This is a genomic window from Actinomadura scrupuli (assembly GCF_050971785.1).
Lineage (GTDB): Bacteria > Actinomycetota > Actinomycetes > Streptosporangiales > Streptosporangiaceae > Actinomadura_E > Actinomadura_E scrupuli.
In genome coordinates this window covers 1-16,502 of record NZ_JBPCCU010000014.1, presented here as the reverse complement: position 1 = coordinate 16,502, position 16,502 = coordinate 1, and the positions used below count along the sequence as shown (strand labels likewise).

The window sequence follows — 16,502 nt, the reverse complement described above, 5'->3', positions numbered from 1 at the left end:
TTCTTCCATGACTGGGAGTTCCCGTCGAAGATGAGAAATAAAATCACGCATAAGTTCTCGCGTGCCCAGCTGGGTGCATCTACAGAAAAACAAGACTTCATAGGCCATTATCTAACTACTTCCGCTCACCACGTCAATTGTCAGGCCCAGGTTTTGGCGAAGCCAATTATCGGCCATCTCCTGCTTCGACCCAGCATACCGCTTCCCAGCTCCACCCCACTTAGTCTCTACATACCCCAGGAGTTTGCCACCCTTGTCATGAACCATCAGATCCAGCGTACGCGTCCCATAAGGCGTCACGAATGTGAGAGCAGCTTTGTCTTCGGCGTCCGCAGTGACGACCCTGCCCTGTGATCTTAGAAAATCGGCCACAACATCACGGAATGCATCGCCCGACTTTTTGTTGAGCAGAACACCAACCGGTCCCCTCGGATCAACGATTTCACAGCCGGGACCAGCATTGTGAACCAGGACTGGCGTGGAGCCAGCCTCTACATAATAGGTGTGGAGGCCGTCGACGGTGAGGTCGTAGGTGAGGATGGAGTTGCTGTAGTTACGGAGGGCGAGGATCTTGGCTGTATGACCAGCGGGGGTTTGCAGCCGGTCACCAACATGAAGTTGATCTGCTCTGGCCCATGTGTGTGTGGTGGCGTCCCAGTAAGGGTGGTTGGTGGTTCCAGTGATCGTTTGAGGACCGTATGGGCTCTCGATCGTGACATCAGTGAAGTACCGATCGGAGTGGGTGGTGTGGATCGCGGTTACCGTGTGTGCTTGATCGCGCGCCTCTGGACTTTCGCCTGGGGTCGCATTTGCGACCCTGTCCCCTTTTTTGATCTTCTCGATGGGTTTAGAGGTTCCATCCGCCAGCAGTACCTTGGTCGTTCCGGCGAAGCTGTGGCACAGCTTTCCTAGGCCCGAGGTCCCGGCCCCCCCGAGTCCCTCTAGCACACCTTCAGCTGCGGTCATCGCAGCCGAGCAGGTCCTGAGGAATCTCAGGCAGGTCATTCCTGCGGCTTGGTAACCCCCCTCGCATCCCCCAGCGAGACAGCCGACTCCAGCGACGGTCGCGACAATTGCCACGCCCGCGGCCACGGCCAATCCCTTGTCACTGTCGGTGAGATGGTCACCGGTGAAGGGGTTGTCAGCGCACTGACTTTGGTGATCCGGGTCTACCGTACGGCAGAAGTAGTCCCAGTCCTCGTTACCGAGCCCGCCTTGGAAGAGTCTTAGGGCTTCTCGTATGGTGAAATCGCTGGAGCCGTGGTACCCGATCTTTCGAAGGAACGCGGCCGCACGCTCGCTGATTGGATGACCGAGGAACGGCTTCTCCATGGCCGGGTTACCCAGGGCCTCGCCGTGGGTTCCCATAGGGCCGCAGTAGCTGTCGCAGAGGTGGGAACCCTTACCCCCAGGTTTGGGGCCGGGACCGCAGTCGTTGTTGACCTCGCATCCGTCGACTTTCAGCCCGGAGGGGTCGCTGCCGGCGATGGGATTGGAGGCCGCGTAGGTGTAGCCGTTGTGTTCTTGGGGGGAGCCGGGGGCGAAGACGGGGTCGAGGCTTGCGAAGCGTCCGTTGATTGGGTCGTACCAGCGGGCCTCAAGGTTGGTCAGACCTGTGGTGGTGTCTTGGGGTTTACCGAGGAAGCCGTGGTTGTCAGGCCAGGGGGTGGGGGTCGGGGCCGCGACCGGGGTGGTGCCGCGGGGTGCCCCGTAGGGGGTTTGCTGCCGCCAGGTGGTGTGGGTGAAGTTGGGGTCGGTGGTGAGGCCGGCGGTGCCCTGGGGGTCGCTGGTCTGGAAGTTGACCTTGGTGCCGGTGACGTCGCCGGTGCGTACGGCTTGACCGCCGCCGGGTAGGGGGTAAAAGCGGGTTCCGCCGGTGACGGTGTTGGTGGTGGTGTTGAGAGTGAGTTGCTCGCCAGGCAGGTACAGGGTCGTGATGTGGGTGGTGGGGTCTTTCTGCAGGAGCAGTGCGCCGTCGGCGTCGTAGATGTAGCCGGGGCCGCCGCTGCCGGTGGTGACCGAGGTGAGCCGTCCGGTGTCGTTCCAGCCGAGGCTCTTCTGGTCGGTCTGTTGGTCGGGCTGGCCGGGGCGGGTGGTGGTGTTGCGCTGGAGGGTGCTGCCGACCTTGTCATAGGTGAAGGTCTGCGAGCCGGCGGCTACCGGTGTGGCTCCGGGCGTGGCGGCGGTGGTGGTGGCCGTCGAGGTGAGAGTGTGGGGTTGGGGGTTACCGCTTCCCGCGTAGGTGTAGGTGGTTTTGGTGTCGCCTACCCCGCCCAGGCCGTGGTCGGTTTCGCTTTGCCGCTGGCCGAGCGGGTCGAGGTTCCAGCTGGTCCAGTACGCGCCGCCGGTGATGCCGGAGCCGACGGTGGCTCCGTTATTGGTGGAGGGGTCTGTCTGGCAGGAGTCGGTGGCGGTCCATGCCTGGGTGAGCCGGTCGAGGGTGTCGTAACCGAAGCACTGAGTTTCCGTTGCTGTGCCCTGGCGGGTGGTGACCTGCCGAGTGGGGTTACCGGCCGGATCGTAGCTGTAGGTGGTGCTGTCTATCGGGATGCTGGTGGCCGCGGGGTTGGTGAGCTGGCTGTTGGTGAGATTCGCGGTGTGGGGGTCGTAAGTGGAGGTGAGGAACGCGCTGGTGATAGTGGTGCCGATCTTGGTTTGCGCGACCTGCCCGTAGGCGGTGTAACTGGTGTCGGCGACATAGCCGTCGATGCCCCCCAGACCGGCGGGGAGGTCGAACGCCCCGGTGTAGCCGTAGATGACGGTCTCATCGGGTAGCGCGCCGCTGCCGGGTGAAGCCGGGTAGGTCTCGCTGTCGAGCAGACCGAGGGTGTCGGTGTAGACCTTGGTGAAGGCGTAGTCACCGGCCAGCGCACCTTCGGATGCGGGGATCGACACCGTCATCCCGAGGGGTTTGCCGAACTCGTTGAAACCGTCGATTATGTGGCTGGTATAGCCGCGTTGGCGGCCGGTCAGCCCTCCGATGGTGGTGTTGCCACCTGTGCCGTACGCGGTCGAGGAGGTCAGGCGGCCGATCGGGGCTGTGAGGTCGGCGATGTCCTCGGTGCCGTCGGGGTTGCGGTTGTCGTAGGTCCAGGAGGCGATCTGCTGAGCCGGGTCCGGTTGGCCGCCGCCAGTCGGCGCGCCACCATGGAACTGGCCGATCTTGCGGCCGAGTGCGTCGTAGCTGTAGGAGACGGTGGCGCCGTTGGCGTCGGTGGTCTGCAGCAACCGCCCGGCGAGGTCGTAGGCCATCGACGATGACCCGGCATCGGGATCTTTCTTGCCGGTGACCTGGCCAAGGGTGTTGTAGTCGGTGTGCCACACATCACCCGATGCCAGATTGGTGACGTCTGTTTGATGGCCGAGAGCATCGAAGGTGTAGGCGACGCCCTGGGTCTTGTCGTTACCGGGCTGGGAGTTCGACGCCTTGGTGCTGCCGCCGGTGATGGACACCGTGGTGATCGGGGCTTGGCCGGTGCCGGCCGAGACGGTGACGGTGGGCGGGGTGGTGTACTGGTCGGTTTCGGTGGTGCGGCCGAGCGCGTCGGTGAAGGTCTGGGCGGTGACCCCACCAGTGGGGGGGACAGTGATGGTTTTGTCGCCGTAGTAGGCGGTCGCGACCTGCTCTTTGACCTGGGATTGGAAGTAGGAGGTGGCCAGGATGCCACGGCCCGCGCCGTCGAAAGTGGTCACGGTCTGGTTGGGGACCTGAGAGTCATCGATGCCGACCAGGGTGCTGTTCGGGGAACCTCCAGAGTCCCACCAGGGGTTGTTGACCTTCCACACCCAGCCGTGCGTGTCGTAGATGGTGTTGGTGACCAGACGCCCGCCTCTGGGGGTGACTTTCTGGGTCTGGATCGGGCGCAGCATCGCGTCGAACAACGCGGTGGAGGTGACATACCCGGCCGAATCGTTCAGGACTTTGGTGGTGACCGACGTCGGCACGGTGGCCGACACCTGGTAAGTGAACTGGGCGTTGGCGGATTGAGTCGTGGGCCTGTTCGCGCCCCACATCGCCGTCGTGCGACCGAGCCCGTCATATTTCATGGTGGAGACGACACCGTTGGGGTCGGTGGTCGTGCGCGTGAGTCCCCGCAGTGGGTCGACGGTGGTGGCGGTGTACTGGCCGAGTGTGTTGGTCGTCTTGGTCCCGGTGGTGACGCCGTTGGCCATGGTGAAGTCGACGTGGGTCTTGTGGCCGAGCACGTCGTAGGAGTTGACCGGCCGGCCGTAGGAGTCGTAGTCGGCTGCGGACTTCACCTGGAAGGTGAGTTTGCCGGCGTCCTTGTCGTAGTTGGCGACTCGGGTTTCGGAGATCTCACCCCGGATCGGGGTGACCAGCGGGTGCGACGACGTTCCCGGTTGGAGATCATTGGGCAGTGCCTTGCCCAGGGCAGAGTCGTCATAGATGATCTTCTGGCTCGACACCAGCTCGGTCGCCGGGTTCACTGAGGCCGGCGAGGTCAGGGCGTTGACCTGGATGGCGGTGGGCACGCTGGACCCGTTGGGGTTGGCGCCGCCGCATGCCTTGGCGTCGGTTTCGGTCTCGGCGACCAGCCCCGTCAGGTTCAGCGTCTGATTGGCCGTGGCGTAAGTGGTGGTGGTGCACCTGCGCTGGTCGGTGCGGGCGAGGTCACCGTGAGCGTAGACGCGCAGTGGCATTCCGAAGGTCGAGGAGGATGGTGTCGCGTCGTAGCTGGTGTCGGTTTCGGTGGTGCGCCAGGAAGGCGGGCCACTGCCGCTGATCCGCTCGCGACTCCAGGTCTCCACCTGCCCGGTGGCGTTGGCGGTCAGGTCCGGCAGCCCCGGCCGCGCCCGGGTGGTGGTGGGCGGCGACACCCAGTAGGAGTTGATGGTCGAACCGGTGATGTTGGCCGCGCTCCCGGCCCAGTTGTAGCTGGTGGACTCCAGCACCTCCCCGGCGAGTTGGCCGGTGTCATCGTGTTGGCCGCCTTGGGAGTCGGTCAGCGAGACCGAGCCGGTGAACGTAATGGGCACGGAGGTATTGGTGGGTACCCAGCCGCCACCCGAATCGTCGAAGGTTCCGCCGGTGAGAGTGGACTTCGACATTCCCCGGTAGTAGGTGGCCTCGGACTCGGTTTGCGGGTCGCTGCCCTGACCGGTGACCGTCTGTACCCGGCCGAAGCCGCGCCATTGCCCGTAGGTGCGGTACTTGGCTTTGACGAGTTCGTTGTCGTCGAAGTGCCAGGCGCCGCCACCGAGGTAGGTGTAGCCGGTGAACATCGTCGGTGATTGGCCGGTCGGGTCGGTGCCCGCGGAGCTCGTTTGGGTGATCGAGTTGACCTGGTAGGTGTTGAACCAGTCCCGGAACGGTTTGTCCTTGTACGGCGGCGTCCAGTAGATCGGGTAGCACGAGGTGGTGTTGTGGGCCGGGTCGATCGTGCTCGGGGTCGGGCACGGGTTGGCCTGGATGTAGTTGACACCGATCACCGACCCGGTCTCGGTGGTGACCGACTGGACCCGCATCCGGTTCAGTGGCCCCAGCCCGTCGGTTGTGGCGTCCACCCGGTTGGGGAGCTTCTGGGAGGCGAAACTCGTCCGCGGCAGCGTGACCGCCGACCCGCCCGCGGTCGTGTCCGCACCGGTGTGGACGATCCAGGACAACCACAGCGTCGGGTCGGTCCCGTCACCGGGGTCGGGCATCGTCTGGGTGAAGGCCCACGAGTCCACCGGTGCGTAGGCTGCGCCGGTCCACTGCTGGGTGGCGATACCGGTCAGCCGGACCGACGACCAATGGGCCGGGCCGGTGGTCAGGCACTTCTGACCCATCGTGCAGATCAGCGTGTTGGGCACGTCGTACCAGCCGCCGCGTGCGGTGGGGGTCGGGAAGGTACAGGTGCCGGTGAGGCAGCGGGGGCCGGTATTGAACAGCACCTGGTTGGGCACATGGCTGACTTTGCCGGTGGCGCAGGCTCCGCCGCCGGTGGCCCCGCAGTTGGAGGTGTAGGCCTGCCCGTCGGTGAATCCGTAGTCGATGTGTTCTAGGTGCGAGTCACGCACGTAGGTGGTGTTGGCCTTGAAGGTGGCGGGGTCCGCGGTCAGGTCGGGGTTGCGGGTGTAGTCGGCGGTGTCCTGCTTGTAGTAGTACGCCATCGCGTTGTGGTGCAGGTCGGTGACGTAGTCGAGGTTCCATCGGTAGGCCATGGTGCACCAGGAGTCAGCGAATCCCGACGCCTTGTAGCACGGGTCGGTGAAGGTGGTCCCGTTCGGTGCGTGCGCCGAGTACACCGGCTCGGAGTCCACCGAGTTGGTCGCGACCGACCCCGTCGCGCCCCAGCCGGGCAGGTGGTTGAGCCCGAAGGAGTACACCGTGCCGGTCCGGTCGGTGACCTTCCAGTAGTCGTTGTTGTAGGTGCCCGACCCGTTACCCGAGTTGATGACGTGCTCGATGCGGTCGCCATTGGCGCTCGCCGGTTTGAACGTGCTGCTGGCAGAGTCCCACACCAGGGCCGTGGTGGAGCCGTTGAGCGAAAGAGTCAAGATCGGGCCGGCATAGCAGTTGTCGGCGGTCTTCTTCGGTGCGGCCGTCCCCTCGGGAGAAGCGGCACATGAGGTGAACGACTGCTCGATATATGACTGCGGTGTCGACCAGCCATCCCCGAGCCAGTTGGCCTGTGCCTCGGTGGCCGAGGTCTGGCCGTCCACGCTGGCCGAGTCGTAGGACAGCCCGGCCGTCGGCACCAATCCTGAGGCCGCCGGTGGCACCGTGATGGGGTAGGAGTAGGTGAACGATCCCTTCGATCCGCCGCCCGTCCAAGATCCTGACGGTTTGAGGTCCGAGGCGTTGTAGGTGCCGGCCGCACCGCCGTCGCCGCCACCTGGGCTGCCGTCACTGGTACCGCCACTGGTCGCCGCCAGCACCATCGGGGTACCGGTAGCGAGCGCAGCGGGCTGGGCGTACACGTTATGGCCCCGCAGGTAGTTCCCTGCGCCGGCGAGCGCGGTCTGCTGGCGGCACGCCGGCAGGTTCGGGGTCGTCAGCGCGCAGGCGGGCAGTTGCACCAGGCGCAGCGCCGCCGACCAGTTTCCGCCATAGGCAGTGACCATCGCGGCGTAGTCCACCCCGATCCGCACCGGGCCCGCTCCCCCACGCGTCGCGGTAGCGGGTTGGGAGGCCGGGTGCTGGGCGGTTGCGGTGAACACCAGCCCCGTCACGCCGGCGGCTTCGGCGGTCTTGCGGTCGGCGACGCGCACCGCCACCTTCCCCGGTCCTTGGTAGGTGCCGGTGGAGGAGATGATGGGCTGGGCCCATACCGGCGTCTTGCCTGCGGCGACGCGCCCGGCCGCCGGGTTCTTGCTCCCCAGGACCTTTCGGGCGTCGAGAGTCGCCACGCCCGTACCCGCCGACGGCCAGGACACCTTCGATTGCTGTGCCGTGGTGGCGGCGTCGTCTCGAAGCTTGCGTGGCTTGCGGAAGGGGACCTTGTGCGCACCCTTGACCGCCAGGCCTGCGGGCGCGTGCGGTCTGGAGGGGCCGCCCATCGCCCAGTTGCCGACCACGACCAAGGGTCCCAGGATCACGATCGCGATCACCGCGCGCACTATCCGGGATTGGGAGGCCCAGGCCGCCCAGCCGCGCCGCATCCAGCCCGTCCAACCGGCAACCCGCATCGCGACCCAACTCTCGATCAGCCAGCGCTGCGCCCGGATTGCGGGCGGAGTGCCGAGCAGCAGCAGACAGGTGCGTCCCGGATGCCGGTGTCGAAACGACGAGAACCTTCGCCTTGCGACCGAGATCAGAGATCAACAGCCGCAATATGTCATGATCACGCGAACCCAAACAGAGCAGGAAAAGTTATCCATCCGTGATCAATTACGCCCACAGAGACCATGATCAGCAAGGATGGGGCTCAGGCAAGCCGGGGAGAAACCTGAGAGTGATCTACGTCACTTGACCGCCGCTGATAAGCGGCGTCTGATGAGCGCGGCGTGTGCGCTGGGCGAGTGTCCGGCCGACAGGAACCGCACAGCCAGGTGTTAGGCCCTTTGTGCTGGAAGGACTCCTGCGTGCGCGCTACTCGTTCTGACTCCTCCCCTGACCGCGGCAACCTGCCCGATCGGCCGTTTCCGCGTCGGCGCAGGCGAGGAGTGGCCGCGGCCGTGACGGCGGTGGTCGTCGCTCTGGCGACGACCGGGTATGGGGTGCCGGCGGCCGCTTCTGCGCTGAACCCGCCGAAGCCGGGAGGTCGTTCGGGGGCCTCCAGCCTGAGTGGCCGCCTGGACGGGAGTGTGCAGTCCCGGGCGGCCAGGGCGATGACGCGGGCATCGATACAGGCTCGTGCCACGGGGCAGAGTGTGGGCGTGGGTGAGTTGACCACGCCCACGTCGACCACGACGGCGAACCCGGACGGGACCTTCGACCAGGCCCAGTCTCTAGAGCCGACGCGGATCCTGCAGGCTGGAATCTGGAAGGACCTAGATCCGACCCTGCACGCCAACCCCGACGGCACGTACTCACCGAATGTGACGACCACCGACGTGGTGTTGTCCGGTGGCGGGATCGGGCCGCTGGTGCGCCTCGCCAACGACGACCGGGCCGTGTCCCTGGGCTGGCTTCCGCTGCCCGCCCCGGCCGTCAGCGGTCCGACCGCCACGTACTCCGAGGTGATCACGGGTGTGGATCTGGTCGTCACCGTGGAGGATGACGGTACGACCAGCGACGTCCTGGTCCTGAAGACCAAGGCCGCCGCCTCCAATCCGTTCCTGGCGGTGCTGCAGTTCGCCGTGGGTCTGACCAGCGGCACCAGTCTGGTCAAGAACGGCGACGGAAGCCTGGACGTCACCGCCGACACCGCCGCCGACCCCGTCTACACCGCTGAGCCGCCCATCATGTGGGACTCCTCCACCGCTCCCTCCGACACCAGCCCGCCCACCGGTGACGGCACCGATGTCAACCCGCCCCCCGACGACGGCACCCTGTCCACGCCGGGTGCTCGTGGCAAGGCCAAGACCGCACCTTCCGCAGGGCGTGCAAGCGGGGTGGCGACGGCCTCCAGTACCGAGGAACCTGGCGCCTTCGCCCGTATCGCGCGGGTGAAGACCGCCGTCACCGCAGGCTCCCCCGCGACCGCGGCGAAGAAGCAGCCCGGGGCTGCGGGACGGGCTTCGGCGGTGACGACCGTTACGGGCGGGCAGGAGACCACTCTCACTCTGACTCCCGATCAGGCGATGCTCAACGACCCCGCCACGGTCTACCCGGTCTACATCGATCCTCGCCTGGCGCCCGTCACCCCGTACAAGGGCGGTAACGCCGACCAGAACGGCACCTGGGCACAGCGCACCGACAAGTTCGGCTACAAATGGCATCCGACCAAGAAGCACAGCGATACCGGCCGCACCGAGCACAACCTGCAGGTCGGCTTCATGGGCTGGGTTCCCGCCAACACCAACACGCCGGTCGGGCCGGGCGCGGCCGGTACTTTCACCGCCCGTTCCTACGTGCAACTGCCCATCGCGCCGGAGTTGCACCAGAACGCCACCGTCATCAAATCCGAGCTCGACGTCACCGCCTGGCACGCACCTTCCTGGTCGTGCGACGTGCAGCCCACCCGCGCCGACCTCTACGTCACCGGCAACATCACCAAAAGCGGCGGGCCTGGCTGGGCCAAGTCAGGATCGGAGATCGGCCACGACTCCAGCCCCACCTGCAGCGGCCGCACACTCGGCTTCAACCTCACCAACTTCATGAAGAACTTCCTGAGAGACAATCCCAGCACCAACAAGATCAACTTGATGCTGAAGGCCCACAGCGAGGCCAACGCCTACGGGTGGATGCAGATCAAACCCAAAGACATCAGGATCGTCACCAGGTTCAACCGCCCCCCTGCCGCGCCCTCCCACCTCACGACCTCCCCCGGCGGCCCGTGCAAGAGCGACCCGACCAAGACGATCATCGGCAACGACGACGTCATCTTCTCCGCCGTGCCCTCCGACCCCGACGGTGGCCAGCTCGACACCACCTTCCACATCGTCAACGAAACCGGCACGGAGGTGAAGGCAACCACCATCCGCACCAACAACGGCACCCCGGCCATCCCGCCTGCCGTCACCCGTGCCACCTTCCAGCAGACGTGGAGCACCGACGGCGCCGCCCACAAGTACACCTGGTACGCCACCACTACCGACGGGCAGCTGACCGGCCCCTCCTCCGCCAGGTGCGGCTTCACCTACGATCCACGCGCTCCGCAAGCACCGGGCCTGAAAATCCCCGCGCCGCCCAGCGGCGTCCCCGGTGACCCCATCGGCGCGATCGGGCAGAGCGTCGACTTTCAGGTCGCCCCCTGCCAGAGCAAGGTCGCGGACACGCCGCAGAACTGCACTTACGGGCCTACGGACGCGCCGACCACCGGCTACGTCTACCAGATCAACGGCGGCCCACCCATCACCGTCCCAGCGGTCACAGGCGGCGGAGCCCAGCCGCTGCATGTGCGACTGACCCGCTACGGGGTCAACACCATCTCCGTCAAGGCCATGGCCGCCAGCGGCACCCCCGGCGACCTCGCCGTCAACGCAGGCGTTCCCGGCACCCCCTTCACCTTCAGCGTGAGCAGGCCCGTCGCCTCCGACGGCACACCCGCCCCCTACCGCGACGGGGACCTCGACGGCGACGGCAACCCCGACCTGCTCCTCAACGGCAACGCAGGCGGCGCCGGCGTATGGCTCGCCCAAGCCGGCCCCGATGGCAGGCTGTCCACCCCGGTCAATATCGGTGCCGACGGCCCCGGCATCAACGCCCCGCCCACCGCGGGCGACTGGAACGGCGCGCAAATCCTGCACGGCGACTTCACCGGCCAGCAGGTCCAGGACCTCGCCGCCTACTACCCTGCGAGCAACCCCGACCGGCCCGGCCAGGCCTACCTGCTCAGCGGCACCGGCGACGGGGGACCCCTCTCGCCCTATCTCGGACAACAGACCCTCAAGGCCAGCCGGCTGCGCGACCCCCAGTTCCGCAAGAACACCGCCGTACCCAGCCAGCTGATCGCCGCGGGCAACGCCACCGGCAAGACCAACCCGGGCCCGCCCGACCTCATCGGCATCCTCGGCGACGACAAGGGCCGGGAACTCATCGCCTACAGCACCGTCGAGAGCTTCGGCATCTACACCAAGAGCAGGGTCATCGCCCTGCCCGGCAACACCGACGGCTTCGGCACCTACCAGGGCGACCAGAGCCCCGATGGCAGCAGCTGGGCCGGCTTCACCCTGGCCGCCGTCCAGCGCAACGGCACCACCGTCTTGTTCGCCCTCAAGAGCGACGGGAAACTGTGGTCCTCAACGGCCACCGCGACCACCCTGCCCGGAGCACCCGGTACCTGGACCCAAATCACCGTCCCGGCGGCCCCCGCCGGCAAGACTTCATGGGCCGACGGCTCGACCCTGGTGTCCGCCGACGTCAACCGCAACGGCGTCACCGAACTGTGGCTGCGTACCGGCAGCGCCGGAACCGCCACCAACTACACCCTGTCGGCCGACGGGAAGACCCTGGCCACCGCCACCACCAGCAGCCTGGCCGCACCCGCTCACGACTGGGTCCTGCACGACGGTGAAGCCGCAACGCAGGCTGTCGACGCCAACGGCGCCGACGGCACCCTGCACAACATCACCTGGACGGCTCCCGGCGACAACCCAGGACACGGCACAGTCCCCAGCTTCGACGGCACCACCAGTTTCCTCACTCTGCCCCAACCCCTGGGCGCCTCCCAGCAGGCCGCGACGATATCCCTCTCGTTCCAGGCCAAACCGGGCAGCGCCGGTATCCTGCTGTCCACAGCCGACAGCGCCTCCGACGGCTCCCCTCAGGCGTCCAACAACACCATGCCGGTCATGTACATCGGCACCGACGGCCGTCTCTACGCCCAGCTGTGGGCCGGGCACGTCCTGCCCATGACCTCGGCCTTCCCGGTCAACGACGGCCAGTGGCACACCGCCACCCTCACCCTCAACGGGCAAACCCACGAGCAGATCCTGTACGTGGACAACAACATCGCCGTCCACAGCGCCTACAGACAAGCCATCCGCAATGCCGGCAGCCAGCTCTACATCGGTGCCGGCACCTTCCCGCCCTACCCCTGGGTGAACGCCCCCGGCACCGCCGGAACCCTGCGCACCAGCTACTTCTCCGGCCAGGTGTCAGACATCGCCTACTACACCGCACCGCTCACCCAACCGCAGGTAGCGGGACGCGGCAACCGTCCTGCGCCCATGACCGGCCCCATCAACCTCGACCGGTCCGCTAAGTGCATCAACGACTTCCAGACCACCGGCAACCCGCCGCTGTCCGGCGACAAGATCGTCTTTTGGGACTGCAATGGGAACGCCCAGCAGCGATGGACGCTCAACCCCAACAGCACCATCACTCTCGCCTCCATGGGCGGCACCGGAGACAACGGCAGCGGCCTGTGCCTGACCGTCCCCAACGGCTCAGCACCCGGAGCACCCAACGGGGCACAACTCATCCTGTCGTCCTGCCTCGGTAACGGCGCCTCGCAATGGCAGATCCTCGCCAACGGCGCCATCTACAACCCGACCTCCGGCAAATGCATCGACGACCCCGGCTTTGGGACCACCAACGGACTCCAGCTCGACATCTGGGACTGCGCCGGCTCCACCAACGAAGCCTGGACCAGCCCCGCCCGCATCACCCCACCGATCCCCACCGGCACCGTCGTCAACACCCGCGGGAACCTGTGCGTCAACAGCCAGACCACCGCCAACGGCAGCCCTGTCAAGGTCGAACAGTGCACCGGTGCGGCCTCCCAGCAGTGGACCCTCCAGTCCCCGAGCGCGACCGGCACCATCACCTACGCCGGCAAATGCCTGGACATCACCAACGGATCCAACGCCCTCAGCACCCCCATACAACTCACCGCCTGCAACAGCGGCGCCTACCAGCAATGGCACTACGACCCCGTCGGCGGCGCTCTCCTCAACCCCACAACCGGACTCTGCCTCGACGCCGGCCCCGGCACCGCAGGCACCCAGCTGAAGACCTACACCTGCAATCAGACCACCGCCCAGATCTTCATCGCCCCCTGAGCCGCCCATGCCACACATCAACCAGCCAGCACCAGCAGAGAGCGGGCAGAGCCCACGCGTGCACCTCCTCTCCGCCCCGCTGCGAGTCTTCGGTGTACCGGCCCTGGCCTGGCCGGTACACCGGAAGCCAATATCGGCGACCGGCACAGAAAAGGGCTTTAACCCCGCTCCTGCCGTCACGAACACCGGACCTCTGCACGCAGGCGCTCCGCCGCTCAGGAGGCGGAGACAGTGATGAACGGGAAATCCGCGAGAACGCGCATCACCTTCTTTTCCCGGCTAATGGTGACTGCCCTGCCGCTCGCCGCTGTGCTCATCGGATCTCCCGCCGAGGCCGCCCCGAGTCCAGCGCCCCAAACCCCAGCCACTACGAACGGCGCTCAAACCTCCCCGGCTGCCACCGTCCTGCTCATCCACACCACGATCCAGACCCCCATCCCAAGATCCGGTGACACCATCCACGCTCAAATCTGGATCGCCGCCACCGGTCCCCCCGCACGCAACGCGACCCTCACCCTCACCGTCTCCCCCAAGTCCGTGACCATCACTCCGATCTGCACGCTGGCAACGCACGGCCAATGCCGCCTCGGAGACCTCGACACCACCGGCGCCACAGTCCCCGTCACCATCTCTCCGGCACGCAGCACGAGCGTCACCCTGACCGCGACGGCCAAGAGCGACAACACCCAACCCGCTGCCACGTCCACCACCGTCAAACTCGCCCCCGCACCCACCGCCAAAACCCCCACCCCGACCCCCACAAGAACCACCAGGCAGAGCCCCCACCCGACCCAGACGACGCAGGCGACGACACCGCTCACCGCCAGTCCCATCGTCCCGTCAACGTCGGCCACCTCCCCAACACCGACGCCATCGGCCGCCTCCCCGAGCGCCCTGTTCCCCGTCATCGCGCCCCCGTCCGCCACTACACCCGCACAACCGCCACCGGCAAGCACCCATCTCAGAACCCCGACCGCCAGCCCTTCCGAGAAGACCGCGCTCAGCGCTGTCACCGGCCAAGCCACCTGGCTGTCCGTGCTCGCCATCGCCGTCGTCGCAGCCGTCTCGCTTCCAGCGGCCCGTAAGAGAAACAACCCGCGCGCCGGGCAGGAAATGGCGATTCCCCTGCGCCGCAGCAAGAGCGCAGCCCCGTCAAGTAGCCATGGCTTCGTCTCCGGCCGGCCCATCCAGGTACCCACACGCTTCAAGATGCTGCTTCTCTTCCAGCTCACCGTCCTACGGCCCGATCCAGCCCCTGACCCCCATCCACAGCCGAAAAGAACAGAAGAGCCCTACCCTGCCGTCACGAGGAAACAGTTCATGCTCGCCTGGATACGACCCGAAGACAGAACAAAGAGCACGGTCAACCGGAAATGGATAAAGAAGAGCTGAACGACAGTCTGATGGCCACCGGTCTCCGAGCCTCAGTTACGGTCGGGGCACGGTCACGCCCAGGGTCCCGGTATCCCGTCTCGCTGCACGAAGCCCGGTCTGATGTTTCGCGGGCGATAGCGAGACAACGGCTGCTCATCGCGAGAGGTACACCGCGACGCTGCCGCAGAGCTGGGTGCGACCCTTGACCGGTCCGGTCACCGGCACTGTGCTCTCTCCCAACGCTGTCGCCTCGATCAGACCGCCGATCGGAATGGCCTTCAGCATCTGTTGCGGGGCACCGGCCGGGGGCTGTGACCAGATGATGCAGACCACCCGCACGGACGTCGAAGCGAAGTTCGGATTGACCAGACTCAACTCGCTGAACGGCTGAGGCGGCTCAACCGGACCGCCAGAAGAGTCGATCCGCTGGGCATGTAGTTCCCTTACCGCCGTCCTCGGCGACCCCACCCGAACGGCATCCGCCACGATCGTCCTGACCCCCACGACCTTCTGGAAGCCGGGACCATCGAAGGCGAGGATGTCGAAGCCGGACGAGCGCGGCGGGATGACCACCATGCCGTGATCGCTACCGAACGCAGTCCGAACGGTCACACCGGGAACCTCCTTGCCGTCACCGTCGAGCGGCACGAACACCAGCCTGGGAGCGACGGCGCCGCGACCGGGATTGCCGATGTTCAGGACCTGGTCCATGTAGCCGGCCTTGCCGCTGGTCGACTGGAAAACGAAGGTGAGCCCGCCGGAGCTCTGAGCGTGCGTGCTTCGCGGAGCGATCCAGGTACCCAGCAGCATCAGGACGAATCCGGTACTGAGCAGCGCCCCCCACACCTTCGCCGAACGGGCCGCCCGCTCACGGCGAAACCCGGCCGGACTGTAAGCAAAGGCCGAGAAACCACCCGCGGCGGCATACTCCTGCCGCAGTCGCTCGATATCCGCCACGAGTTCCTCGGCGGGCACCGAAAGCCGGTCGGCCTTCAACGCGATCGGGCCACCGAACCGTTTCAGATTGGAACGGAACTCCCACCCGCCGAACCCAGCCACGCTCTCCAACACCTGATCCGGCACGGCCACCCGCACCACAAAACGGACGCCGCCGCGAGCATCGAACTCCTCCGCGCCGCCCGCCACGTAGGACCAGGGGATGAACAGCTCATACTTGTGCCAAGTGATTCCGTCCGCGGCCAGCGTCAAGCCCCGCCTCGACCGCAGACCGACCATGATCGAGGCCGTCTCCAGCAAGACGATACCCGCAACCCAGATCACCAATGGCCACGACAGCGCCAGGTCATGTCTCCACAGCCACAACGCACCCAAGAAGATCAACCACGCCAGCTGCCCGGGCCAGAAGGCACGGTCCCGGTACCCGACCCTGCGCTCAGCCTGCGGCTCGGTCAACTGCGTCACATCTCATCCATCCGTAAGCGGCAAGAAGCCCGCTGATCTTAGGACGAAACCGAACACATCGGTGAACCGTGAGATAAGCACCCGACGCATACCAACCCCTGCGCCTGCAGCAGAATCGCCGTGTCATCGGCCACTTACTCGCCAACGACGTCCCCGAACTGCCCTAACGACGGCTGGTCCTATGGCTACCACCTGTCGGTTTCACCGGGAACAAAGGTCGGCGGGTGGGTGCACTGGACCCAAGACCCCTGGTGGCCGACGTGCGACGAAGGCCACCAGACACAGCACCTCCTCACGATCGCCAGCCGAGAGTCAGATGGGGAATCATGGAAGGCCTGGACACCGGTCCAAGACCGCGCCCGCATCGGCGAGCACCCATCAACGGTCGACGGACGACCTATCCACATCGCGCTCGTCCCCCATCAGGAACCATCAGGCATCATGATCGGCGACGCGGGATCGCTCCACCTCTTCATATGCACCACCTGCCCACAACGACCGATTCACTTCCTCGGCCAATGCTCCTAAGAGGGAGTGTCATAAAGATCGTGTGTGTGGGGCGGTGATCCGGAAGGCTGGAGCGGATGCTCTGGCTGGGAAGGATCACCAGTGAACGACGACGAGATCACGGGCGGGTTGGATGTGCAGCTCGC

Annotated in this window: 5 protein-coding genes; 2 read left to right on the top strand and 3 right to left on the bottom strand. The window is 66.1% G+C overall.

Going from position 1 to position 16,502, the window contains the following annotated elements:
* Positions 1 to 111: 111 nt before the first annotated feature.
* The gene (locus ACRYCC_RS40440) at positions 112 to 7,554 is read right to left on the bottom strand and encodes an RHS repeat-associated core domain-containing protein (protein WP_433819393.1); all 7,443 of its coding nucleotides are present in this window, start codon (positions 7,552 to 7,554) and stop codon (positions 112 to 114) included.
* Between the two features lie 768 nt (positions 7,555 to 8,322).
* On the opposite strand from ACRYCC_RS40440, the gene ACRYCC_RS40435 reads away from it, so the two are divergent.
* Positions 8,323 to 13,053, top strand: a complete 4,731-nt coding sequence (locus tag ACRYCC_RS40435; protein WP_433819392.1) for a ricin-type beta-trefoil lectin domain protein — start codon at positions 8,323 to 8,325, stop codon at positions 13,051 to 13,053.
* 464 nt (positions 13,054 to 13,517) lie between these two features.
* Here ACRYCC_RS40435 and ACRYCC_RS40430 read toward each other — a convergent pair whose 3' ends face one another.
* Positions 13,518 to 14,066, bottom strand: a complete 549-nt coding sequence (locus ACRYCC_RS40430; protein WP_433819391.1) for a hypothetical protein — start codon at positions 14,064 to 14,066, stop codon at positions 13,518 to 13,520.
* 22 nt (positions 14,067 to 14,088) lie between these two features.
* On the opposite strand from ACRYCC_RS40430, the gene ACRYCC_RS40425 reads away from it, so the two are divergent.
* A complete protein-coding gene (locus tag ACRYCC_RS40425) occupies positions 14,089 to 14,445 on the top strand; it encodes a hypothetical protein (RefSeq protein WP_433819390.1) in 357 nt (118 codons plus the stop codon).
* Positions 14,446 to 14,580: 135 nt separating this feature from the next.
* Here the strand turns inward: ACRYCC_RS40425 and ACRYCC_RS40420 are convergent, their stop codons facing one another.
* Positions 14,581 to 15,849 (bottom strand): hypothetical protein, encoded by a 1,269-nt coding sequence (locus tag ACRYCC_RS40420; protein ID WP_433819389.1) that lies wholly within the window; start codon positions 15,847 to 15,849, stop codon positions 14,581 to 14,583.
* Between the last annotated feature and the right edge of the window lie 653 nt (positions 15,850 to 16,502).